Raw genomic sequence first — 22,767 nt, 5'->3', positions numbered from 1 at the left:
ATACTAAAACATATAAATTACAATATGTATTTTTTATTTAAGGCAGGCTTTTTGGCACATTCCGCAGGCAGAAAAGCCCATTTGCTCATAGTGCGGCTGCAGCTGTGAACCGCACAGCAGCAGTACCCGACGGACATCTGCCTGTTTCACCAGCGCCGCCAGCACCGCCGCAAAGGCACCGCGGCCGCGCACTTCCGGCGCCGCGGCACCGGCGAAAAGCAATGCCTGTTTCGGCGACAGCGCCTCTGCCGCACAGGAATACAAGCGCACATTCTGGTACAGGCCCGCTGCCAGGACGGCACCGTGCCGCACACGATGACTCATATCCAAATAAAACGGCTCAAAGGCCGGTATAGAAAATCCCGGTCGCGTACACGCACACAGCAGTGCATACATATCTGCCAGCCGCATGGCAGCTGGTGACGCAACTGGTCCGGCCAGCCGCATCCGAAAACCGGCGGGCAGCGGCGGGCAGGGAATGGGACGGCACAGCTCCATCTCCACACCCTCGGAGGCAGGAGAAAATCCCAACCGTTTCAGGTTATCCGGCTCCGCCAGCAAATTTTGTACGCCGATATAAAACAAAAACTCACGCAGCTCCTCCGCACTTTCCGGCAGCACCGTACCGCACAAAGTCGCTGTTTCGTCCTGCCGACGCAGCAGGAACCCGTCCCCTTCCCAAAAGCGAGCCGCCGCCGTACCTGTACCATAGGCCGTCACGCTGGAAATAACACTGCACCCCAGCGCGCCATGGTCATAGGCAAGCAGGCGGGCAGGCTCCGTTACTGCCCAGAGCATGGTGTCCCCGCAATCCGCTGTGCAAGGCACTGCAGCAGCGCACCCGCCGCTTCATAGTCACTGCGGCTGACGATTCCCATCGGCGCGTGCGGGTAGCGGCACGGCAGCGATACCGCCGCTGTGCGGACACCGCCGCGGCTGATATAAATAGCGCCGGCATCATTGTCGCCGTCCACGCCCTCCTGCCACTGGCAGGGCACGCCGGCTTTGCGCGCTTCTTCAAAGGCCCATTTGGTATATTCCTTGTCGTAAATGGTTTTATGGTCCATAAACGTGATGACCGGTCCCTGACCCAAACGGCACACCTGCTGATCCGTTTCCGTGCCGGGCACATCGGAAGCAGCCGTGCATTCCACAACGACAGCAGCCTCCGGCTGTGCCAAATAGGCACCCGTGCAGGAACCATTGCAGCCCACTTCACCCTGTACGGCAAATTCAAAAATCGTGTCATACGCCCAGTCCGGCTGCTGCATCAGGTGGACCAGAAGGGCACAGCCCGCACGGTCGTCCAGCGCACGGCTCTTAACCGAAAAGCCATTCTCCTCGTACACACTGTTAAACGTGACCATGTCCCCGGGCACAGCCACTTTGGCTGCCTCCTGTTTGTCCTTGGCCCCGATATCAATATACAGTTCTTCGACCGGAATGGCTTTGCCGCGTTCGCCTTTTTCCAACAGGTGAATGGGCTTCAGGCCAATCACACCGGGCACCGTATTTTTGCCATACCCAACAGTCACGCTGCGGCCGGGCAGGACACGTGGGTCTATCCTGCCAACCGGCGCAAAGCGCAGAAAACCTTCATCGGTAATATGCGTTATGATAAGGCCGACTTCGTCCATGTGCGCGTTGAGGAGCAGCCGTGTTTTGGCACGGTTTTTTCCCTTTTTATATGCAAGAATACTGCCAAGCGGCGTAATCTCTATTTTTTCCGCGAAATTGCTTATCTGGGAAAGGATCAGTTCCCGCACACCCTCTTCACTGCCGGAAACACCGCGCTCCCGGCACAGCTGGGGCAGGCAGGCACTCCACACTTCCCCGTCCGACTCGGCACCGGCACTCGCAGCCGTATCTGCCGCCGGCTCCTCAGCGGACTGTGCCGGCTGAGGCAGGCTGGCACCGCACCGGTCACAGACATACAGCGCCATCAGAAGGGCTGTGTCCTCAATATCCTGCATATCCACCACTTCCGCCGGTGTGTGCATAGAACGCTGCGGCACACTTAACAAAGCTGTACGGACACCGCCGCGCGTCACCGCGATATCATCGCTGTTGGTTCCGGTAAAGCCTCCCATGACGTCCCATTTATACGAAATATGGTTTTCGTCAGCAAGCTGTCCCAAACGCCGCGTCATGCCACGGTCCAAAATCGGCGCGCTGCCAATCATTACGCCGCCCCCCACCGGGTGACTGACTTCCGGCTTAACGCCGGGCTGTATGCCAAAACCAACGTCTACACAAATTGCTTCATCTACGGCCGCCGTATAGGCAGCCGTATGCGCCCCCTGTCCGCCGATTTCTTCCATCGTGCTGAACAGAAGCAGCACCCGCCAGCTGCCCAGGTCAACCTGCTGCAGCAGACGAGCGGCGCGAACCACCGCAGCTGCACCGGCACGGTTGTCCAGCGCAGCGGAGGAAAAGCGGGTTCCCATCAATTTTTTCGGTTCATACACCGGGACCACACGGTCACCGGGGCAAACAACGGTTTTGGCTTTCACGGCGGGCAGGCCGAGGTCCACCGTCATATCCTCCACGTCCGGCACTTTGTCTGTGTTCGCCCGGTCCAGGTGCGGCGGCACACTACCAACAACGCCGAGAAGCGGTTTATCCGCACCTGTGGCAAAGACACGCACCGGACAGCCGGGCATGACACGCTGGTCCGAACCACCGCAGTTCGCAAAGTGCAGGAATCCGTGCTCATCTACCGATGTAACCACCAGGCCAATCTGGTCCATATGCGCTTCCAGCAAAATGACCTTTTCCGCATCTGCCTTCCCCAGTGACACACAGCCGCTGCCGAGCGGCAGTACTTTCCCGTTGGGCAGACCGGTCAGTTCCAGCGCCGCCTTCACCGGCGCTGTTTCATCTCCACTAGTGCCAATAGCGCCGCACAGTGTTTTGAGTATTTTTTCCATCTTCATAAGGAAACCCTCTTTTACTCGAAAAATATAGAACCGAACATATCGGCAGATGCCGCTTCCGCTTACAGCTGCTTTACCAGTTCACGGAAGCGGTCACCGCGTGTTTCAAAGTTGGGGAACATATCAAAGCTTGCGCACGCCGGGCTGAGTGCCACAATATCGCCGGATTTTGCTTCCTGACGGCACAGGTTTACCGCTTCCTCTAAGCTTGCCGCGTGCAGAATTTTGGGTGCACCTGGCCGATAATTTTTTGCTTCCTTAACCGCCGCCTCAATTTTCGGTGCGGTAACGCCCATCAGGACCAACGTTTTGACGTGCTCACACACCGGTTCTCCCATCGGCTCAAATGGAATCTTTTTATCGTATCCGCCCGCAATCAAAATTAGTTTCTGCGGAAACAGGGAAAGCATTCCCCGCACAGTGCGGCTTGGTGTAGTAGCAATGCTGTCATTGTACCAGCGCACGCCATCCAGTTCCCGCACCAGTTCCGCGCGATGCTCCACACCGGAAAATTCTTCTGCTACCGCACGGATATCCTCTGGTGAAGCATAACCCCACACCGCACAAATGGCTGCCAGATAATTTTCCACATTATGCGCACCGGGAATGCGAATCTCGCTGCAATTCATAATCGGTGTTTCCACACCGTTTTTGGCAAAAACGATGGTTCCGTCTGGGTTCACAAAGCAGCCGTTCCGTACACGCTGCTTTCGGCTGAAAGTCAAACACTCGCCGCGGGCCTGACTGACAAACCCCGTGGTAATGGGATTGTCAAGGTTAAAGACGGCACGGCCGAATCCGTCCTGGTGGAGGAAAATATTTTTCTTGGCATCTATATATTCCTGCATATCTTTATGAATATCCAGATGATTCGGGCTCATATTGGTAACAACGGCTACCTGTGGGCTGCGTCCTACGGAGATAAGCTGAAAGCTGGACAGCTCCGCAACGACCACATCGGTAGGCCGAATGCTGTCGATATCCGGCAGCAGCGCTTTGCCAATGTTGCCGCCGACGTGTACGGTTTTTCCCGCGTGCTGCAGAATTTTGGACAGAATGGTTGTCGTAGTTGTTTTACCGTCCGAGCCGGTTACGCCAAAGACGCGGCACGGGCAGTACTCCAGGAAAACTTCCATTTCACTGGTCACGACACTGCCGCGGGCGCGGGCAGCATCCAGCTGCGGCAGATGATAGGGCATACCGGGCGTACGGAAAATGACCTCTTCATTCAGGTCTTCCAGATAGTTTTCGCCCAACACCAGCTGCACGCTTTTTTTCTCCAGCTGGTCCGCCAAATCCCCCAGTTTTTCGCGGGTGCGCCGGTCACGGGCGGTCACTTTCGCGCCAGCCGCCAGAAAGCGGTCAATCAGGGGCAGGTTGCTGCCGCCCAAGCCACAGAATGCAACGGTTTTGCCTTTCATTTCCCTGTAAAAGTCTGTTATCGTCATGGAATGATATCCTCCGGTTTTCTGCAGCTGTCGGCCGCAGTTCAGTAAAAATATATACCTGTCATTGTGTTTTCTAAAAAAGATACAGCCGCCGGCACAGCAGGCACCGGCCGTCATGTCATACTTTTTTATTATACAACATCTTTGCCGCTTTTCAAAGACGTCTTCTCGGGCAGAACATTGTGTATAATCCTGCTGTGTGTGGTGAAAGCTACCATTGGCCCGCTTTGCCTTTCTTTTGTACGGTATGTACAGAAAATTTCGGGTACGGGCAAGGTGATGTATTTTATGAAAAACAGAAAAGCCGTTGCTGTGGTAATGGGTATTATCGCGGTTGGCGCTGTGGTCACGGCGGGAGCCCTGACCATGCGCAGCCAGGCCGCTGAAAAGGCTGCCAAGCGTGACCTGACCTATACCTATGACCGCGCGTACGGTGACCTGCGCGACTGCGTAAACACCATTTCCCTGACACTGGACAAAAGCATTTACGCCAACACCCCTACCCAACAGAACGGACTCGCGGCCCGGCTGATGCATGAATCTGGCCTTGCCAAGGAGGCTTTGGCTACACTGCCGGTACACGACAGTACCATGAACAACGTTTCGAAATATATTACCCAAGTCGGTGATTTTGCCATGAGCCTGTCCAACCGCATCAGCGGCGGCGGGCATATTACGGAAGCGGAGTACAAAACCATTGAGAAGCTGCATACCTATGCCCAAAAGCTTTCCAGCAATTTGTCGTCGCTGAAACTGGACTATACTTCCGACAACCTGTCCTCTCAGCTGAAACAAACCGCAACCGACTTTACGAACTTCCCTTCGCTGATTTACGATGGGCCGTTTTCGGATAATATTCAGCGGAAAAATCCCCGCGCCCTGCAGGGGAAAAGCGATGTAAGCAAAGCGGACGCGTGCTCCATTGCCGCCAAAGCACTGAACCTTTCCCCCAGCAAGCTTACCTCCGCCGCAGACACGGCCGGTAACCTGCCCCTGTGGAACTTCACGTCCGGTACTACAACCGCCTCCGTTACCAAAAAAGGAGGTGTTCTCTGTTCCATGCGCAGCAGCCGGGAAATTACAGCGGAAAAAATCACCATGGACGCCGCCAAAGAAAAGGCCACCGCTTTTCTGGCAAAGTGCGGCTATAAAGATATGCAGCTTACCTACTGGATTAAGACCGATGGCCGCATTCTATTTAACTTTGCATATGAGGAAAACGGTGTGCGCTGTTACCCGGATCTTGTCAAGGTAGGCATTGCGCTGGACAACGGCGACGTGGTGGAGCTGGGCGCTACGGGCTACCTGATGAACCACATGTCCCGCAGCTTTCCGTCACCGAAATACACCAAAGAAGCTGCACAGAAAAAGGTCAGCAGCCGCCTAAAAGTGAACAACTCTCGGAAAGTACTGGTGCCAACTTCCGGCCTGAATGAAGTGCTGTGCTGGGAGTTCTCCTGTATCGGAAGCAACGGTGACCGCGTACTGGTCTATATCAACTGTGCCAGTGGTATGGAACAGCAGATTCTCATTCTGCAGTCCACGGATGCCGGCATACTGGTTCAATAAAAATTCTATAACAATGACCGCATAGATAGACAGAAAAAAGCCGCTGCCCGGCAGGTAAACCGGGACAGTGGCTTTTTTGGGATTGGATAAAATCTTTTATCTTATCTTGCTGTACATATAATCAAATAAAATGCAGCCTTTTATCCAAGGAGCTTGACCAAAACTGCCTTCTGTGCATGCAGACGGTTTTCCGCCTCTTCAAAGATTTCACTGGAATGCTGTTCAAACACATCCGCTGTGATTTCTTCGCCGCGATGGGCAGGCAGGCAATGCAGAACCATAGCGTCCGGTTTAGCGGCGGCCATAACCTTGTCGTTAATCTGATAGCCATTAAAAGCAATGCGGCGCTTGGAGGCTTCCTCTTCTTCACCCATAGATGCCCATACATCCGTGATAACGACATCGGCGCCTACGGCAGCTTCCAGCGGGTCCGTGGTCATGCTGAAGGCTGGATAAGCCTGTGCAAAGTCCAGCACTTCCGCCGCGGGACGATAGTCCTTCGGGCAGGCAACCGCAACTTCCATCTTCATCTTTAGGCCGCCGACAATCAGGGAGTTCATCATGTTGTTTCCGTCACCGATAAAGCACATTTTCAGGCCGTCCAGTGCACCGCGGTGCTCCCGAATGGTCATCAGGTCCGCCAGCACCTGACAGGGGTGGGCAAAGTCGGTCAAACCGTTGATAACAGGGATAGAACCGTCACGCGCAAGGGCCTCGACCTCGCTCTGCTTAAAGGTACGAATCATAATGCCATTTAAGTAGCGGGACAGCACGCGTGCTGTATCCTGTACCGGCTCGCCGCGGCCAATCTGCATATCGCGTGCAGAAAGGAAAATAGGCAGACCGCCCAGCTGATACATACCCACTTCAAAGGAAATACGGGTACGGGTGCTGGCCTTTTCAAAAATCATGCCCAGTGTTTTGCCCTCCAGGCAGCGGTGCTCAATATTGTGCTTCAGCTCATATTTCAGCTGGTCCGCAAGGTCCAAAATTCCGGAAATCTCGTTGCCGGAAAGGTCCATCAATTTCAGTAAATGCTTCATTTTAAAATAGCCTCTTTCCCTGTCCAGATTGATTTTGCTCCACCGCGGCGGAGCCTCCTGTTTAACGGCCGTATTATTTTAATCGTTACAATTATAGCATTTTATGCCGCTGATAGAAAGGCGAAAGTGCAAGACTGTTTTACTGCTGCTGCAGGACCTTTTCCAAAATGGCAAGACCCTCGTCGAGTTCTTCTTTTGTAATGGTCAGCGGCGGCAGAAAGCGCAGTACATCTTTGGCAGTCAGCACCAGCAGGCCCGCCTGTACACAGGCCGCCGCAATGGCACCCGGCTGCCCTTTGACTGGTTTGGCTCCCAGCATCATTCCAAGGCCGCGCACACTTTGAATATTGTCCATTTTTTGCAGCCGGCTGCGCAGATAAGCGCCCTTTTTCTGCACTTCCAGCAGGAAAGGCTGTTTTTCCACACGCGACACCACGGCCGCCACACCCGCGCATACCACCGGATTGCCGCCAAAGGTACTGCCGTGGTCGCCCGGTCCCAAAACATCCGCGCACCGGCGGTCCACCAAACAGGCACCTACTGGCAGGCCACCGCCCAGCCCTTTGGCTGCGCTAACCACATCCGGATGAATGCCGTACTGCTGGTAACAGAAGAAGCTGCCTGTACGCCCGATACCAGTCTGCACCTCATCAACCATCAGCAAAATATCTTTCTTTTCGCAGAACTGCGCCAGCTGCTGTACAAAGTCTTTATCCAGCGGCACCACACCGCCCTCGCCCTGTACCAGTTCCACAAGGACAGCACAGGTATTTTCCGTAACCGTTTTTCCCACACTTTTCATATTGGCATCGGCATAGACAAAGCCGCCGGTAAACGGCAGAAAATGCTGGTGAAATCCCGGTTGGCCGGTTGCTGCCAATGTCGTGACCGTGCGCCCATGAAAAGAATTATTGAGTGTTACAATCTGGCAGTGCTGGTCACCGTACTTATCGGTGCCATACTTTCGGGCTACCTTAATGGCACACTCATTTGCTTCCGCACCGCTGTTACCGAAAAAGACGCACTCCATACCCGCGGCATGGCACAGCAGTTCTGCCGCGCGGATAGTGACAGGGCTGTAGTAAAGGTTGGAAAGATGCTGAATCTGGGCTGCCTGTCCACTGACAGCCTGCACCCACTGCGGGTCGCTGTAGCCCAGGCTGTTTACGCCGATACCCGCCGTAAAGTCGATATACCTTTTACCGTCAGCGTCCCATGCCGTGGCGTTCTTCCCTTTTACCAGTGCAGCTGGGAACCGGGCGTAGCTGTGTATCAGGTACTGGCTGTCGCCCTCCTGTATTGCAGGAAACTGCATAATGGTGCCTCCTTTTTCTACTTATAGGAATATGCATTCTGTATAATTTAAATTTTCTGTTTCTTTTAATAGAACATGGTACCAATGCCTTCATCGGTAAAGAGTTCCACTAAAATGGAGTGTGGAATACGTCCGTCAATGATATGTGCACGCTTTACGCCGCGGCGGACCGCCTCCACACAGCAGTCCACTTTCGGCACCATGCCGCCGGAAAGGATTCCCTGCTTGCGCAGTTTCGGCACAGAGGAAACCTGTACCACCGGAATAATGCTGCTGTCATCGGACGGGTCACGCAGAAGCCCGCGCACATCGGTCATCAGAATCAGTTTCTCCGCGTGCAGGCAGGCTGCAATGCGGGCAGCCGCCACGTCAGCGTTGATATTGTATACCTCGCTGTTTTCACCGCCCGCTATCGTGGAAACGACCGGAATATAGCCGGCGTTCTCGGCGTCCTCAATCACCGCTGGATTGACACAGGTAATCTCGCCGACATAACCGAGGTCCGCCTCCCCCTGCAGTTTTTCCGCGCCCAGCAGGGCGCCGTCCAGTCCGCACAGGCCGACCGCCCTTCCGCCGTTTTCCTGTAGCAGCTGCACCAGCGCCTTATTCACTTTTCCGGCCAATACCATCTGTACAATATCCATGGTTTCGGCGTCCGTTACACGCATACCGCCGATAAATCGGCTTTCTTTGCCGACCTTCTGCAGCATGGTGGAAATTTCCGGCCCGCCGCCGTGCACCAGTACCACATGAATGCCAACCAGCTGCATCAGTACAATATCGCGCATGACAGCATCCTTCAGTGCTTGGTCAATCATTGCATTGCCACCGTATTTTACCACAATGGTCTTTCCGGCAAGCTTTTGGATATATGGCAGTGCCTGCACCAATACCTGTGCACGGCCTGCATTTGAAATTTCCACGGTACTCCCCCCTGTGAACTATCTTTGCAATATACCAAACTGCCGAACCGAAGCTTATGTTCGGTAGTCACCGTTTATCTTTACATAGTCATAAGTCAGATCACAGCCATAAGCTGTTGCCGTGGCCGTGCCGTCATGCAGCGTAACCATAACTGTAATTTCGTCCTGCAGCAAAATTTCTTTGGCGCGGTCTTCATCAAACGGAACACCCGCCCCGCTGCGGCAGACAGGAATGGTGCCTGCCGGGGAGGAAAAGTCCACATCTACTTTGTGTACATCGACATTTGCGCCGCAGTAACCCACCGCGCACAGCACACGCCCCCAGTTGGCGTCCGCACCAAAAATAGCCGCCTTTACAAGGGAGGAACAAACAATCGCCTTCGCCACTTTGCGGGCGTCCGCGTCACTGACAGCCCCCGCCACTTCACACACCAGCAGGTGTTTGGCGCCTTCTCCGTCTTTGGCCATCGCACGTGCCAGCTGAATGCACAGTTTCCGCAGCGCTGTGACAAAGACCGGAAAATCCGGGCTGTCACTTGTCAATTCTTCATTGCCGGCGGCACCATCCGCCAGCAGCAGGCAGGTATCGTTGGTACTCATATCCTCATCTACACTAAGCATATTAAAGCTGTCTTTTGCCGCCAGACGCAGCGCTTTATCCAGTGCCGCCGCAGAAACAGCCGCGTCCGTGGTCAAAAAGCAAAGCATAGTGCACATATTGGGGTGAATCATGCCGGAGCCTTTGGAAATGCCGCCGATACGCACGGTTTTTCCACCCAAAGAAAACTCCACTGCCATATTTTTCGGCACACGGTCGGTGGTCATAATCGCCGTTGCCGCCTCCAAGCTGCCGTCCGCCGAAAGTCTTTCCGCAATCCGCGGAATGCCGGCAAGGATAGGCGGAAGCGGAAGCGGCTGACCAATAACACCCGTGCTGGCAACCAGCACGTCTTCTTCCGGAATATGCAGTGCGGCGGCTGCAGCCTCCGCCATTGCTTCGGCTTTCTGCAAGCCATCCGCATTGCAGGTGTTGGCGTTGGCGCTGTTGGCGACAACTGCCTGTGCCCAGCCGTTTTTCAAATGTTCCTTACAGACCGCAATGGGAGCGCCCTTCACCAGGTTGCTGGTAAAAATGCCTGCCGCCGTGCATGGCACGTCCGCGCACAGCAGGGCAAGGTCATTTTTATGGCCTTGTTTTCCGTAACAGTCCCTCAGGTTCTGTATAAAAGCCGCTGATTCTTTTTCGGAAAGCTGTGAGCAGGCGTGTATGCCCGCATAGACGCCCGCCGCACGGAATCCCTGTGGTGCGGTAACGCCGCCGTCTATCCACTTCATCTGTATCTCCCCCATTCGGTATTTTCCAAAGATGACCGGTCCGCCGTATGATTAAAACGCCGGTGGGAACATCGTCAGGCCTGTTTTTTCCGGCAGGCCAAGCGAAAGATTCATGTTCTGCACTGCCTGCCCAGCAGCACCCTTTACCATATTGTCCAGTGCAGAAACAGCGACCAGCATTTGTGTACGCGGGTCAATATGCAGCTCTATTTCACAAAAATTGCTGTACCGCACATGGTGAATATCGGCACGCATTCCCTGCGGCAGAACACGGACGAAAAATTCATTCTTATAAAATTCCTCGTACACTTTCTGGAGTTGTTCCAGTGTCGTACCGGGTGTTAAGTGTGCATAGCAAGTGGCCAGAATGCCGCGGTTCACCGGCAGCAGGTGGGGGGTAAACGTCACGGTCACTTCTTCGCCGCAGACACGCCGCAGTGTCTGTTCGATTTCGGGTGTATGGCGGTGCCCGCCTACCTTATAAGCATGCATTCCCTCGTTCAGCTCCGGATAATGTGTGTCCTGCGTCATTTTGCGGCCCGCACCGGTTACACCGGATTTGCAGTCAGCAATGATTCCGTCGTTGCTGATAAGTCCAGCCTTCAGCGCAGGCACCAGTGCCAGCGGCACCGCGGTGGTGTAGCATCCGGGGTTGGCAATTAGCTTTTTGCCACGTATCTGCTCCCGGAAAAATTCCGGCAGGCCGTACACTGCTTCGGCGTGCAGGTCCGGATACACCGCCTTCACGCCGTACCAGTGTTCGTACTCGTCCAACCGCTCCAGACGGAAATCGGCGCCAAGGTCAATAAAGACTTTGCCAGCATCATGGCATTCCTTTGCCAGCGGCTGAGAAAGGCCATGCGGCAGTGCCGCAAACACGGCGTCGCTTTTCTGTACGACCTCTTCCTGTGTACCGCAGACCATATCGCACAGGCCATAATAAGCCGGATAAACCGCGCTGAGCGGTTTTCCCTGAAAGCTGACCGAACTTACTGCGGCAAGCTGCACCTGTGGGTGGCCCGACAAAATGCGCACCAGTTCTGCACCGGCATAGCCGGTAGCTCCAATAATGCCAGCCTTGACAGTCATTGCTGATTCCCTCTTTCCCGGTGATTACAAAAAGGGCGGACTTGTGTCCGCCTCTTTTGCTGTTGTTATAAATGAATTCGCTTATTTCTTGTTTTTGGTCCACTGTTCTTTTTTAACTGCCTGTACTTTAATGGGCAGACCGAACAGGTTAATGAAGCCGTTTGCATCGCTCTGGTTGTAAACTTCGTCTACACTGAATGTAGCAACCTCTTCATCGTACAGGCTGTAAGGGCTGGTCACACCCGCATCAATGACGTTGCCTTTATACAGCTTCAGTTTTACATCGCCGGTCACGGTCTGCTGGGTGCTGTCCACAAAAGCAGAGAGTGCTTCCCGCAGAGGAGTAAACCATTTTCCATCGTATACCAGTTCCGCGAACTTGTCGCCAATGCCCTGCTTGTAGTGATAGGTATCTTTGTCCAAGCAGATTTCTTCAAGCTTATTATGTGCATGGTACAGAATGGTGCCGCCGGGGGTTTCATAAACGCCGCGGCTCTTCATGCCGACCAAACGGTTTTCCACAATATCGGCAATGCCAATGCCGTTTTCGCCGCCCACTTTGTTCAGCCGGCTCAAAAGGTCCACCGCGCACATCTTCTGGCCATTCAGTGCAGTAGCTTCGCCCTTTTCAAAGTGAATGGTCACATAAGTCGGTTTATCCGGTGCCTGTTCCGGGGATACACCCAGCTCCAGGAAGCCGGGTTTATTGTACTGCGGCTCATTCGCGGGGTTCTCGAGGTCAAGGCCCTCATGGGAAAGGTGCCAGAGGTTTTTATCTTTGCTGTAATTGGTTTTGCGTGTAATCTTCAGCGGAATATTGTGTGCCTCCGCATAATCAATCTCTTCGTCACGGGACTTCAGCGTCCACTCACGCCATGGGGCAATAATCGGCATATTCGGTGCAAAAGCCTTAATGCTCAGCTCAAAACGGACCTGGTCGTTGCCCTTGCCGGTGCAGCCGTGGCAGATGGCGTCAGCGCCCTCTGCTTTGGCAATTTCGACCAGACGTTTGGCAATCAGCGGACGCGCAAAGCTGGTGCCCAGCAGGTATTTGTTCTCATAAACCGCATCTGCCTTTACGGTCTGCCAGATGTAGTCCTCCACAAACTGCTTTTTCAGGTCTGCAATGTACAGCTTGCTGGCACCGGTTTCCTTTGCCTTCTGCTCCAGTCCGTCCAGTTCGCCCGCGCCTTGGCCAACGTCGGCCGCCACAGCAATGACTTCACAGTTATTGTAGTTCTCTTTCAGCCACGGAATGATAATAGATGTGTCCAGCCCGCCGGAATATGCCAGTACAACCTTTTTAATCGCTGTTTTATCCATAATAGGTAGCCTCCGCTTGTTTTTTTGTTGTTGGCAATATTATAGCGCTAAAATGAAAAAATACAAGTCTTTTTTGCATATTTATTCATATTTATAAATTTTGAATAAGAATTATTCACATAAATATTCGGTTTCCGTCTTTTTTCAGAAGGCGGCGGCTTTCGTTTTTTTTCATGCCCATTTGTGCTATACTGAAAAGATACCAAATACTGCATAATGGAGGTTTTTTACCTATGAAAGAAATTGCCGCAGAAAAACTGCCGTTTGCCCCATTTGACCAAATCGGAAAGGGCTGGATGCTGGTAAGTGCCGGTTCGCCCGAAAAGTGCAGCACCATGACCGCCTCCTGGGGCGGACTGGGTGTTATGTGGGGCAAGAATGTTGCCGCCATTGTTATCCGCCCACAGCGCCATACGCTCACCTTTTTGGAGAAGGCCGACCACTGGACACTCAGCTTCTTTGATGAAAAATACCGCCCCGCCCTTAACTACTGCGGCAGTCACTCCGGCGGTGAAAACGAAAAAATCGCCGCGGCCGGTCTGACACTGGTGCCCGGCACGAAGGTACCGGTATTTCAGCAGGCAAAGCTGACGCTGGTATGCCGGAAACTGTACCGCCAACCAATGGACCCGCACGGCCTGGTGGATTCCTCTTTGGATACTCGCTGGTATCCAAACAAAGACTACCATATTCTGTTCGTTGGAGAAATTGAAAAGGCTTTGCAGCCGTAATTCTGCAAGAAAATACAGTAAAGGTATACAAAGCTGTTTTTCCGCAGAACGACAGCAAAATGCCCTCTGTGCAGCAATAAAGCTTGTACAGAGGGCATTCTTTTCGGAAAAACAAGGTTCAGCCTTTGACGGCACCGCTGAGTATTCCTTGGATAAAGTTCTTCTGAAACAGCAGGAAGAAAATCAGCACCGGCAACAAATGTTTATTGAGCACAGTATAATAAAAGAACGATTCTGTTTTATTTCATCTTCCAAATATTTTGTACAGCTTTTGCAGCAAACCTTCCTGGTGCCGTTGTTCCGCGGGTCACAGGCATCATCAATCGCCCAGCGGTTTTCGCGGTCATACAGAATAGCCACATCAGCGTGCACCGCACCATATCGTGCGAACAAGCCGTTTCCGCAGTGGATCTCTATTTTATATAAAAACGGTTTTTACCGAGTGATTAAAGTTTAGGCTTTTGTGATGCTGTTCGTTTGCAGGAATGGCTGTACCGCGGGGAAAAGTGCCGGCCCGACAAAAGCTTCCAGCGCCAGTCCCTCCGATGTATATTTCTCCTGCAGCACTGTTCCCTGCTCCCGCACACGAGCGGCAAGTCCGCTCTGTGAAAATGGCAGCAGCAGCTGCACACGGCGCACCTGTACCGGCAGCGCATCCTGTATTGCCTGCAGCAGATTCGGAATGCCCTCCCCTGTTTTGGCACTGATGCGTATGCCCTGCCCTATCTGCGGCAGGCCTGTCAGCCCCGGCACTTGGTCACATTTGTTAAGCACCGGCAGCATTTTCCCTGTACAGCCCAGTCCTGTCAGCAGGTCGCTGGTCACCTTCAGGTGTGTCTGTGCTTCTGGGCTGGAAGCATCACAGACGTTTAAAAGGATATCCGCCTGCGCGGCCTGCTCCAGCGTAGACCGAAACGCCTTTACCAACTGATGCGGCAGTCGGCGCACCAGCCCGACGGTGTCTATCAGCATAACAGAAAATCCATTTGGCAGGCGCAGCGCCCGGGCTGTTGGGTCCAGCGTAGCGAAAAGGCGGTCCTCCGCCAGCACACCCGCGTCTGTCAGCGCATTCATCAGTGTGCTTTTCCCGGCGTTGGTATATCCCACCAGTGCCGCTGTGACTACACCGTCTTTTCGCCGGCGGCGTTCTATCTGCTGCCGGTGTTTCTCCACTTCTTCCAGCTGTACCTGCAGGGAACGGATACGGCCACGGATATGACGGCGGTCGGTTTCCAGTTTGGTTTCACCGGGGCCTCGTGTACCAATGCCGCCGCCCAAACGTGACAGTGCCGTTCCTCTTCCAGAAAGCCTCGGCAGCAGGTATTCCAGCTGTGCAAGCTCCACCTGCAGCTTACCCTCTCTGCTGCGGGCACTGCAGGCAAAAATGTCCATTATCAACATGGTACGGTCCACTACCCGCACGCTTGTGTCTTCCTCTAGATTTCGTATCTGGGTAGGCGTTAGCTCTCGGTCAAAAATGAGCAGTTCTATGTGGTGTTTTTCGCAAAAATCCGCAATCTGCTGCACCATGCCTTTTCCTACACAGGTCGCAGCGTCCGCGGACGGGCGTTTCTGCGTCATTGCCCCAAAAGGGACAGCACCCGCGCTGCGCACCAGTTCGTACAGCTCTGCCAGCGAAGACTCTGCGTCATCCTCTCCGGTGTCACACTCCACCAGCAGGGCCCGTGGCAGCTCCCGCTTATTTTCATACATACTGTTTCCTCCCGCTTGGCCATTTTCACAAAGTTCGTCAGGTTTTGCTTTATTGTACGCCCTGCGCCCTTTATTTGCAAATCAGCGGAACGCAATATAGCGGTACGTTTTTCCCTTCTCGTTTAGTTTGGTATACACACTGTCCGTATCGTCGTTCTGCACGGCAAAGCCGCTGCCCTGCAGATATACACCGTCACCGTACACAAACCCGCCGACTGCTCCCGTGTATAGAACCAAATTTCCAGCCGCGTCCTTCTGAATCGGACTTTGGTTCTGCGGATAAATCAAGAGCACCTGCGGGGCAAAGGGCAGCGAAACAAGCTGCATATCCTCGTTGTTTCCTTTATAGGTCCCCATGGTCAGCGACGTTTTGTCGCTGGCCGTCTTGTGCAGGGCCGTATCCGCGATATGCTGTGAAAAAAGGTCATCAATTTTTTGGTTATCACTTACAAAATCCGTTCGCTGCGGATGGTCTTCCGCACTCCAAAGATTAAGCCCGTGGGCTGTTTTGCTGCTGGATGGCATTCTATTCTCCTCCTCTAGTTTTACCTGTGCTTAAAAAACTAATCTGTTAATATCTGCTTATAAAAGCACTCTAAAATATTACTCTCTCCCCGTCCCATGTTTTCCACGTACGGTTTTTGGCATCCTGCTGCTTCCAGGAAGCACCGCCGCTGTCCAGTGCCTTCCATGTGGCATCTGCACCGCTCAGGTCCAGTTCCCCCTGCAGCTGTGCCGGCAGCATTCGGCGCAGCACACGTACAACAAACGCGCGGTCTTCCGGCAGCGTTTCCGGACAAAAAATCACTTTCTCGTCCGCTGGGCATTCATACAGTGGACCGGCAATTCCCAGTGCCTGCTGCAAACGCTGAAAAGACGCCCGTGTACAAGTTTTCGCCGCTGGGCTGCACAGAAACAGACCAACTGCCCGACGCAGATCTCCTCCGTCCACAATTCCCAGCAGGGAACAAACACCGGAAAATCCCCAGCTCTGTGCACTGACAAGAAAGGCCTCTTGTTCTATTTCGTTCAACATATCATAAACGGAATCCAGCCCGGCGGCAAAAGCCTCCAGCTTTGCCGCCGCAAAGCTGTTTTCCTTCTGCAGGTCATAGGCACCCATTGGCTGCAGACGGCGGCGCATACTGTCAAGCGGTTTCACAGCAACACCACCTCCGATGCGGCGTTCAGCGTCACCAGTGTATCCGGAGCCGCAGTCGGAAACACCAAATTCGTTGGCAGCAGAACATCTTCCGCGCATCCGGTCTGCATAATAGCCGCCATCAGCCGAGCCGCCGTCATGGTCTGTCCGATTTTCAGTTCGTCAAAACTGTCCTTCATTGCCTGCTGGACAGCCGTTTTGGTGTCTTCGTCCGTCTGTCCTTCTTTCTTTTTCACTTGTACTGTCAGCTGAACCGGCGTAGTTTTTGCCGGATAAACTTTTATCTGCACATTCAGTCCACGCATCTGTTCCAGCGCAGCTTTCACCTTTGCCGCTGTGTCATTTGTCACGGATGCACCCCGGCTGGCAAGCCAAATCGTCACCCCGCCTTTTTCCGGAACAGCTGTCTGTACAAAAACGCTGCTGACTCCTGGCTGCTGCAGTGCTGTCTTCCTGTAAAAAGCGGAATTTGCGCCGTTATCCGTCTGCTTTTCTTCTTCCATCAGACGTTTCCGCAGCTGGTCATCGGTTTCTTCCGTCCGCCCGCCGGAAAAGGCCGCTGGATTGGTGACAGCCTCAATATAAGCATTGCTTTTCTCCAGCTGTGTTACCGTCCCAGCTAAGACGTTCCCTTCTTCCCCGTCTTTGACCGCGCGGACAGGGACCTCCGCCACCGAGCTTGGGCCACAGTCCAGCTCCACTTGTTCCAGTGTTTCAAAAACGACGGGATGGCTTCCGCCGGTCGTACAGCGTGTTCCCGCTGAAAGAATTACTGTGAAAATCGTGCTTTTCGCCGTTTTGGTAAAGCGAAGCGTTCCCTGTGCCTTTGCCGCAGGCGTACGGGAAAGTCCCGCCTGCTGTGCCAGTTTGTCCAGCTGTTCACCCGCAGCAGTCTGCGGCAGAAGAGATGCCTTCAGCCACTCAACATTGGCCGACAAGCTGTACAATTCGCCCGCCAATACCCGAAAGCACACCCCCGTGTCACTGTCTGCCGTCGGCTGAATACCGGTCTTCTCCTGATATGTGTTCTCCATCTTCTGTACCAATTCTTCATACGAAATCATTCTTTCACCCCTTACGCATATGGCACCAAAACTGTTTTTTCCATACTGCCTGCGCGCAGCTGAACTGACGTTCCTGTTTCCTCCAAATGTACCCTCTGCAGCAGGACCTTCCCCGCCAGCGGTGCCAGTGCCTCTTGGACAAGCAGCACCGCCTTCTGTTCAGCGCCGGGCGCCGCCGCCTGTTCCGCAGAAAATGTCCGGCAGCCAAAGTCCGGTGCATACACAAAGCTTCCCCGCTGTATCAGCAGCCGTCTTGCGGCACCCTGCAGCTGTGCCTCCTCTTTGTCCACAGTTTCCAGCACACCGCCCGGTGAAAGAACATAATCCCCGTTTTCCAGCCGATTTTCCACTTACTTCTCCTCCTTCGCCGCAAAGGTCTGGCCGTTAATCACAACCTCTCCGCTCGCTGTCAGGTAAACCTCCGCTCCACCCTGCGACACCAGCCGCAGTTCTCCCGGCTTTAAATCATCTGTATTTCCGGCGGTTCCCAAACACATGGTGCCGCTGTCTGTTTTCAGCAGCACTGCTTTGCTGCCCGCGGGTGCGCACCACTGAACTCCCCACGGCCCGCACATCTGCACCTTTTCATCGGAAACCGCTGTTTGGGCACTGCTTTCTCCGGTAATCATGCCTGTCTTGGTGCTGCTGCCGCGGTTTTCCTGCAGCAGCCGGTCTACAATCCACATCTATTTCGCTGCCTCCCGTTTTTATCCGTTTTGCAGCAACAGGCGCGTTGTTTTGCCTTCTGTACTCAGCTGGTACAAAATTTGTTTAACCTGCAGCTGCAGTGTCTCCTGCGGCAGCCAAAGTACCGCTGGCTGCCACAGCTTCACCGGCTGCCAGCCCACGCACAAGACCGATGTTGTCTGCACCTGTCCACATGCTTCCTGCAGTGCTGCCTCAGGTGCAGCACTGATGCGCCTGCGCAGAATACCCGTCTGCCGAACTGCCGAATCCTGTATACAATTCTCCAGTTCGCCGCTGCGGATGCCCCACACCTCCGAAAGCTGCCGATACATCTGCCAAGTGCGGCACACTTTTAGATACGGAATACCCGATTTTCCCAACACCGCCGGTTCTGAAAAAGTGGGCTGTTCCGCGCGTAGAACGCCGTTTTCCTCCCACAGAGCTGTCCCCAAAAATGACTGACAGAACGTGTCCAGTGCCTGCCATTCGCTTTTGTTGGAATCAATGGTATACGGTGTGTCAAATACACGCATATCGCCCACGATTTGTGTGAATCCGTATGGTACAGCGCAGGTTTGGAACAAATTCCGCAGCCCCGGGTGCAGCCATGTTCCCGGTAGTGCCTGGCTGTCCAGCAGCAGCGCCGCCCTGCTGCGCACCGAAAGGTGCAAAAGCCTGCCGTCTGTTTCCCGCATGGTGTCCACCGGCCCGTCAAACAGGACCTTGCCCGCCGCCGCCATCCGGAAAAAGGCAGCCGGCCGCACGGGCCCCGTCAGCGGAAAGACCGCCTCCAAAACATCGGCCGGTGCGCTCACACTTCTTTGCAGGGTTACTTTCACAGGCGATGCCAGTATCTGCTGTCCGCCGTCCGCATCATACAGAATGCCGTTCACGGCACCACCAGCTTTTGTCCAGCCGTCAGCTCATTGGCCCATCGAATGTGCCCAGGGTTCGCCTGCAGCAGTTCTTCCGGCGTTGTACCGGCTGCCGTGGCCGCGCTCCACAGGCAGTCACCTGTTTTGGCTGTGTACACTCCCGGCTGTTTTGCCTGCGGCAGCAGTTCCTGAAAAAGGAATCGATACACAATGTAAGTCCGGCGCAGCGGCTGCTGCAGCGAAAGTTCCGCAAAAATCGCCTGCACCGGCTTTCTGCCCGGCAAATACAGTGTTCCGGAACCTCCCCCAGCATAGCAGGCACACAGCGCTTCCCACTCCTGCTCTGCCTCCTCGCCAACAAATACGCCGCTGCCGGACACCACGCGTCCATGCTGCCCCAGTTCCTGCAGGGTTTCCCCGCTTTCCGGCTGTGGCAGGACATCCACATATTTCTGGTTCTGCATCTGCAGGCTGTCCGGCAGACGCGGCCATGTAAAATCCTTGTACGCCATAAAAAGCTGTTTCATGTTCCGCTCTCCTCCTGTGGGGGCCGCGGATAGCGCAGATACTGCATTTCCAGTTCCTCGCTCAGTTTTTCCTGCGGTGTCAGAAGTTCCTCATTCACAGTCTTCCTCTCCTTCCTGCTGCAGCACGGCCCATGTGTACAGCCGCCGGTTTTTCAGGTACCGACCACCGCAGCGCAGTACGGTATACAGCCGGCCCCCACAAGACAGTTTTGTGCCCTCCCGCGGGCAAAATTCCGCCGGAGCTGTACAGATGCTGCGGCTGTCCTGCAAATCGTTCGGACGCAGCGACCGCAGAACGACTGGCGCTTTCTGACCACCGCACACGGCCTCCTCACCGTATCGTTCCAGCATCTGCGCAACAAACGCGGCCCGCGTCATGGCACGCTCCTGAAAATGAAACGCTCATCACGCAGGTACGGCGCGGCGGCCGCCAGTGACTCCTTCCAAAGTTCTTTTGCCGCTGCACGTTCCTGTGTGTTGTCGCCGTGCACATCTCCGGCCGTGAAGCTGCCTGCCGGTTCCGTCAGGGTAAGCTGCAAATGCACCAGTGCGGCAGCGGCAGTTTCCAGCAGGGAATCGCCCCCATCTTTTCGGCGGCAGTTCTCCAGCCGGTCCACCGCTTCCTGTGCCAGCGGCCGGTATTTCTCTGCTTCGTCCGCCTGCAAGCCGTGCAGAAGCTGCAGCTTATTTAAGATATTGTCTGTTTCCATGTTTCTCTCCTTTTCCATCTGCAAAAACAGACTTTCCAAACCCACCCGCCCAGTTCTGTTCCTGCTTTAGTCCGTATAATCCAGCATTTTGACAGCACCGTTGAAAATTTTTGTAAATCCTGCAATCGTGCTGATGGTCGCACGTTCCAGCTGACGGTCTATCAGCTTGTCATACTCGGTCTGTACACCGCCTGCTTGCACCATTTCCAATGCACAGGTGTGGTCCAGTCCCAGCAGTTTGCCGTCCGGTACATCCGGCACATGCAGCAGTTCCGCACCCATGGGCGAAACCATCTTGCCTGTCCCCTGGAAGTTTAGGCCCGCCTGTGCGTCACGCATTTCCGCAAGGCCCAGCACTTTCTGTACAGCGGCCGTACCGCCCAGCAGCACATTCATACGATAAGGTGAAAGTTTGCCCCACAGCTTTAAAAGGCTGTCATAAGAAAGCGCTTCACCGGAAATCTCTTCGGCTTTATCGGTTCCGTCGTCGCCGTTCAGCAGGACCTGCACCGCGTCGCCCATCTGTGCGCGCACAATATACGCACCAATCTGCCGCAGCGTAACGGTAAACAAGTCCAAATGCTGAAAGCGCAGTGCTTCGTAGCTTGCCACCAGCATGCGGCCGCGCTTATGCAGCTGCACCAAATGGTCCTGTGTGCGCACGACTGTCTGTGGAATCGCGGCGCCTTCGGCTACCGTTTTCAGTTTCTTTTCCTCTTCCAGCGGCGCACTGACAATGGTGCGGTAGTCCATTCCTTCTACGTTTGTCACCGTAGCCACCAGCCGGGGCAGCAGATTCTCCTGCTCCATGCCCTGCCGTACCGCACGGCAGATATACTCTGGGAACAGGGCAGCGCTGTCTCCCGTCTGGAAGAACTTTTCCACACGGTCACTGCCCGCGCCACTTACATGAATGTCAAAGCGCTTCAGCTGCCGCTGATACGCGTCTAGGTCCTCCAGCGGTGTTCCACGGTAATTTTCAGAACTATCCAGTCCCTCCAGCACCTGTGTAAAGGATTTTCCGGTGCCGTACATGCCCTTGTCCAAATGTAAATTTTCATAAAATGCCATATAAATGCCCTCCTTACAGAAGCAGACCGATTGTTGTACTGTCAGTGTCCACGACCAGCCGCTGAACGCCGCCGTCCGCTGTGGAAACCGCCACTTTTCCATTTGCCGCGGTCAGAGTCTGATACCCCAGCGCAGGTTTTGCCCCGCTGTAGGGCAGCTGTACATAGCCCTCCATCTGCACGGCCGCCACACCGTCGCGCCACGACAGCACCACGCCACAGAAATTTCCACTTGCCGCGGACACGGTGCCGTTTGCCGTCACCATCACCGGTGTACCCGGCGTCAGCTGTGTCTTGCAAAGAAAAGTCGCTGCGTTTTCTCCATATCCATTCATTGAAGTTTCCATTTTTTCCTCCTAAATATCTTGTTCCTTAAATGCGGAAATCGTTGTTCTCATCCGGTGCGGCTGTCCGTTCCGGGGCCAGCTGTACCTGCAGCGGCAGGCGCCGGTTTGCCGCATGGGACAGGACCTTTTCCACCTGTTCCAGTTCCTCCGGCGACAGGCTCTCCGTCATCTTCTTAGCCGATGCGGCCGGCACGCCCGGGCACGCCAGTGAAAAATAACGGGTCGTTTCCTCTGTCAGGTGTTCTTTCCAGCGCCGTCCCCATTCGGCGGCGTCCTCGCTTTCTTCCGCCGCTGGCGGATAGCTTTTGGTAACACCGGCAGCCCGCTGTGCCGGTACTGCGACAAAGCTCCATTCATAAGCGTCTTTCGGGTCGCTCAAAATGGTACAGCAAACCTTTCCCTGATATTTTCCGCCTTTTTGATGCCCACAGGGGTGTTTTCGGCGGTCTGCCCCACATACGGAGCACACTGCACTGCCCATGGCACAGCCAACGCTCACTTCTTTTTTAATGCCGCTGTCTATTTCCAAAATCAAGTCCTCGTTGCCTTTGGTGCGCGGCATATACGCCTTTGCGGTCAGGCGGCTGTACGGTTCCCCCGCCGCTGTTTTTCGGCTGGTGTCTGTTTCCACACTGGTGTCGTAAATGCGTGCGCTTTGTGTTCGTGCATCCATGCTGTGGTTAAACAGCCCGCTTTTCCCCAGGAAAAGGCCAGCAAGCCCATACAAGGCCGATACGGAAAAGCGTTCGCCGTCACGGTCGATTTCGTTGTCGCACAGCACCAGCCCAAAGGTGTACACTTCCTCCTTAGAAAACGGCCTTCGTGTGTACTGGTTAATTTTCTGCAGATCCTCTTTTTCCGGTGCCTGCACACTTTTCAGCACATATCCGTTCTGCATTT

Annotated in this window: 25 protein-coding genes; 3 read left to right on the top strand and 22 right to left on the bottom strand. The window is 54.4% G+C overall.

Translation table 11 applies throughout. The features are described 5' to 3' along the window. Positions 1-33: 33 nt before the first annotated feature. The 3 genes from GJQ69_RS00745 to murD all read right to left on the bottom strand — a co-directional run bounded on the left by GJQ69_RS00745 (position 34) and on the right by murD (position 4,384). A complete protein-coding gene (locus tag GJQ69_RS00745) occupies positions 34-798 on the bottom strand; it encodes a hypothetical protein (protein ID WP_086034956.1) in 765 nt (254 codons plus the stop codon). Then, positions 783-2,936 (bottom strand): zinc-binding metallopeptidase family protein, encoded by a 2,154-nt coding sequence (locus GJQ69_RS00740; protein ID WP_086034955.1) that lies wholly within the window; start codon positions 2,934-2,936, stop codon positions 783-785. Before GJQ69_RS00740 ends, GJQ69_RS00745 begins: the two co-directional genes overlap by 16 nt. Before the next feature lie 62 nt (positions 2,937-2,998). Further along, complete coding sequence (murD, locus tag GJQ69_RS00735) at positions 2,999-4,384, bottom strand: UDP-N-acetylmuramoyl-L-alanine--D-glutamate ligase (RefSeq protein WP_174192622.1); 1,386 nt, start codon at positions 4,382-4,384, stop codon at positions 2,999-3,001. Between the two features lie 288 nt (positions 4,385-4,672). Here murD and GJQ69_RS00730 point away from each other — a divergent pair, with 288 nt between their 5' ends. Then, entirely contained in the window at positions 4,673-5,953 is a 1,281-nt protein-coding gene (locus tag GJQ69_RS00730; RefSeq protein ID WP_157658874.1) for a PepSY1/2 domain-containing protein, read from the top strand. 140 nt (positions 5,954-6,093) lie between these two features. Here the strand turns inward: GJQ69_RS00730 and argF are convergent, their stop codons facing one another. The 6 genes from argF to GJQ69_RS00700 form a co-directional block, all read right to left on the bottom strand. Next, positions 6,094-6,996 carry an ornithine carbamoyltransferase gene (argF, locus tag GJQ69_RS00725; protein ID WP_086034953.1) on the bottom strand — a complete coding sequence of 301 codons (903 nt, stop codon included), beginning with the start codon at positions 6,994-6,996 and terminating at the stop codon, positions 6,094-6,096. 139 nt (positions 6,997-7,135) lie between these two features. Then, entirely contained in the window at positions 7,136-8,311 is a 1,176-nt protein-coding gene (locus GJQ69_RS00720; protein ID WP_086034952.1) for an aspartate aminotransferase family protein, read from the bottom strand. A 65-nt stretch (positions 8,312-8,376) separates the two neighbouring features. Then, positions 8,377-9,234, bottom strand: a complete 858-nt coding sequence (gene argB, locus GJQ69_RS00715; RefSeq protein ID WP_086034951.1) for an acetylglutamate kinase — start codon at positions 9,232-9,234, stop codon at positions 8,377-8,379. A 54-nt stretch (positions 9,235-9,288) separates the two neighbouring features. Further along, positions 9,289-10,569, bottom strand: a complete 1,281-nt coding sequence (argJ, locus tag GJQ69_RS00710) for a bifunctional glutamate N-acetyltransferase/amino-acid acetyltransferase ArgJ (RefSeq protein ID WP_086034950.1) — start codon at positions 10,567-10,569, stop codon at positions 9,289-9,291. Positions 10,570-10,620: 51 nt separating this feature from the next. Then, on the bottom strand, positions 10,621-11,658 hold the full coding sequence (gene argC, locus GJQ69_RS00705; RefSeq protein WP_086034949.1) for an N-acetyl-gamma-glutamyl-phosphate reductase: 1,038 nt from the start codon (positions 11,656-11,658) through the stop codon (positions 10,621-10,623). A gap of 81 nt (positions 11,659-11,739) precedes the next feature. Continuing rightward, positions 11,740-12,981: an argininosuccinate synthase gene (locus GJQ69_RS00700; RefSeq protein WP_086034948.1), complete on the bottom strand. Its 1,242-nt coding sequence runs from the start codon at positions 12,979-12,981 to the stop codon at positions 11,740-11,742. 233 nt (positions 12,982-13,214) lie between these two features. Here GJQ69_RS00700 and GJQ69_RS00695 point away from each other — a divergent pair, with 233 nt between their 5' ends. Both GJQ69_RS00695 and GJQ69_RS00690 read left to right on the top strand, forming a co-directional pair. Continuing rightward, positions 13,215-13,712, top strand: coding sequence for a flavin reductase (locus tag GJQ69_RS00695; RefSeq protein WP_086034947.1), 498 nt, complete (start codon positions 13,215-13,217; stop codon positions 13,710-13,712). Continuing rightward, complete coding sequence (locus GJQ69_RS00690) at positions 13,690-14,169, top strand: hypothetical protein (protein WP_086034946.1); 480 nt, start codon at positions 13,690-13,692, stop codon at positions 14,167-14,169. Before GJQ69_RS00695 ends, GJQ69_RS00690 begins: the two co-directional genes overlap by 23 nt. On the opposite strand, the gene hflX is transcribed toward GJQ69_RS00690, so the two are convergent. The 13 genes from hflX to GJQ69_RS00625 form a co-directional block, all read right to left on the bottom strand. Then, positions 14,166-15,425, bottom strand: coding sequence for a GTPase HflX (gene hflX / locus GJQ69_RS00685; RefSeq protein WP_086034945.1), 1,260 nt, complete (start codon positions 15,423-15,425; stop codon positions 14,166-14,168). The two genes, GJQ69_RS00690 and hflX, sit on opposite strands and share 4 nt — an antisense overlap. 81 nt (positions 15,426-15,506) lie before the next feature. Further along, positions 15,507-15,950, bottom strand: a complete 444-nt coding sequence (locus GJQ69_RS00680) for a hypothetical protein (RefSeq protein ID WP_086034944.1) — start codon at positions 15,948-15,950, stop codon at positions 15,507-15,509. A 70-nt stretch (positions 15,951-16,020) separates the two neighbouring features. Then, positions 16,021-16,587 carry a hypothetical protein gene (locus tag GJQ69_RS00675; RefSeq protein WP_086034943.1) on the bottom strand — a complete coding sequence of 189 codons (567 nt, stop codon included), beginning with the start codon at positions 16,585-16,587 and terminating at the stop codon, positions 16,021-16,023. Next, the gene (locus GJQ69_RS00670; RefSeq protein WP_086034942.1) at positions 16,584-17,651 is read right to left on the bottom strand and encodes a baseplate J/gp47 family protein; all 1,068 of its coding nucleotides are present in this window, start codon (positions 17,649-17,651) and stop codon (positions 16,584-16,586) included. The genes GJQ69_RS00675 and GJQ69_RS00670 overlap by 4 nt, the downstream gene beginning before the upstream one ends. Before the next feature lie 11 nt (positions 17,652-17,662). Then, positions 17,663-18,001, bottom strand: coding sequence for a hypothetical protein (locus GJQ69_RS00665; RefSeq protein WP_174192620.1), 339 nt, complete (start codon positions 17,999-18,001; stop codon positions 17,663-17,665). After that, the gene (locus GJQ69_RS00660) at positions 18,002-18,337 is read right to left on the bottom strand and encodes a hypothetical protein (protein ID WP_086034940.1); all 336 of its coding nucleotides are present in this window, start codon (positions 18,335-18,337) and stop codon (positions 18,002-18,004) included. A gap of 21 nt (positions 18,338-18,358) precedes the next feature. Beyond that, positions 18,359-19,231 carry a hypothetical protein gene (locus GJQ69_RS00655; RefSeq protein ID WP_086034939.1) on the bottom strand — a complete coding sequence of 291 codons (873 nt, stop codon included), beginning with the start codon at positions 19,229-19,231 and terminating at the stop codon, positions 18,359-18,361. Further along, a complete protein-coding gene (locus GJQ69_RS00650) occupies positions 19,228-19,740 on the bottom strand; it encodes a LysM peptidoglycan-binding domain-containing protein (protein ID WP_086034938.1) in 513 nt (170 codons plus the stop codon). Before GJQ69_RS00650 ends, GJQ69_RS00655 begins: the two co-directional genes overlap by 4 nt. Positions 19,741-19,830: 90 nt before the next feature. Next, complete coding sequence (locus GJQ69_RS00645; RefSeq protein WP_086034937.1) at positions 19,831-20,118, bottom strand: hypothetical protein; 288 nt, start codon at positions 20,116-20,118, stop codon at positions 19,831-19,833. Further along, positions 20,115-20,450: a hypothetical protein gene (locus GJQ69_RS00640; protein ID WP_157658873.1), complete on the bottom strand. Its 336-nt coding sequence runs from the start codon at positions 20,448-20,450 to the stop codon at positions 20,115-20,117. The genes GJQ69_RS00645 and GJQ69_RS00640 overlap by 4 nt, the downstream gene beginning before the upstream one ends. Positions 20,451-20,516: 66 nt before the next feature. Further along, positions 20,517-21,521, bottom strand: coding sequence for a phage major capsid protein (locus GJQ69_RS00635; RefSeq protein WP_086034935.1), 1,005 nt, complete (start codon positions 21,519-21,521; stop codon positions 20,517-20,519). Positions 21,522-21,534: 13 nt separating this feature from the next. Further along, positions 21,535-21,867: a hypothetical protein gene (locus tag GJQ69_RS00630; protein ID WP_086034934.1), complete on the bottom strand. Its 333-nt coding sequence runs from the start codon at positions 21,865-21,867 to the stop codon at positions 21,535-21,537. A 25-nt stretch (positions 21,868-21,892) separates the two neighbouring features. After that, the gene (locus tag GJQ69_RS00625) at positions 21,893-22,765 is read right to left on the bottom strand and encodes a hypothetical protein (protein WP_086034933.1); all 873 of its coding nucleotides are present in this window, start codon (positions 22,763-22,765) and stop codon (positions 21,893-21,895) included. Positions 22,766-22,767 lie beyond the last annotated feature (2 nt).

It is taken from the genome of Caproicibacterium lactatifermentans (assembly GCF_013315815.1).
Lineage (GTDB): Bacteria > Bacillota > Clostridia > Oscillospirales > Acutalibacteraceae > Caproicibacterium > Caproicibacterium lactatifermentans.
Note: the sequence above shows the minus strand (reverse complement) of the source record. Positions and strands in the feature narration are given on the sequence as shown.